General features: G+C 46.2%; 1 pseudogene. It reads right to left on the reverse strand.

Annotated elements, in window-relative coordinates:
* Positions 1–569 (reverse strand): annotated as a pseudogene (locus R7E78_RS28990) (GGDEF domain-containing protein); the annotation flags it as partial.

The raw sequence follows: 569 nt of genomic DNA on the forward strand, positions 1-569 counted from the left end.
ACTGCGCTTTTTCATGTCCAGTAGCATCAGTGTGGTGCGGTCAAACCCCAATCGTTCACGCAGGGCTTCGACGGCTTTGTAATACAAATCTTTTAAGGAATCAGGGTTGGAGATCTCGAGTGCGACTTGCTGAACTAACTTCATGTTTTCGATAAAGCGTTCGCGCTGGCTAATTTCATCAACGTATTGAGCTTCACGGATGTCTCGATGTCGCATCTCTTGTGATGCATTTTTCTCGGCTCGAATGCATTGCCAACGCGCAGCCGCGAGCTGCATTGCGTCGTAGCTTTCTTCGTAAATATTGTGTGCGGTGCGAGCTTGGACAGATTGGATAAGTAAATAGGTGCGTTTTATTGGCGTGTTGTCGAGCATCATTATGTAGCTGTCGCCACCTAAATCTTGGGTGTGATTCCAGTTACAAGTGTTGATCGCCAGAGGAATAATGCTTTCGGATGTATCAAATTGGCAGGCCCAGTCCCAGAAAATCTCAGGGTACTTTTGAATAGGGTAAAGCTCTCCGCGAGAAAAACTCACAGAACAACGAGGATTGGTTAAAGGGTCTTCAAAAA

Source organism: Vibrio sp. YT-19(2023) (genome assembly GCF_033337395.1).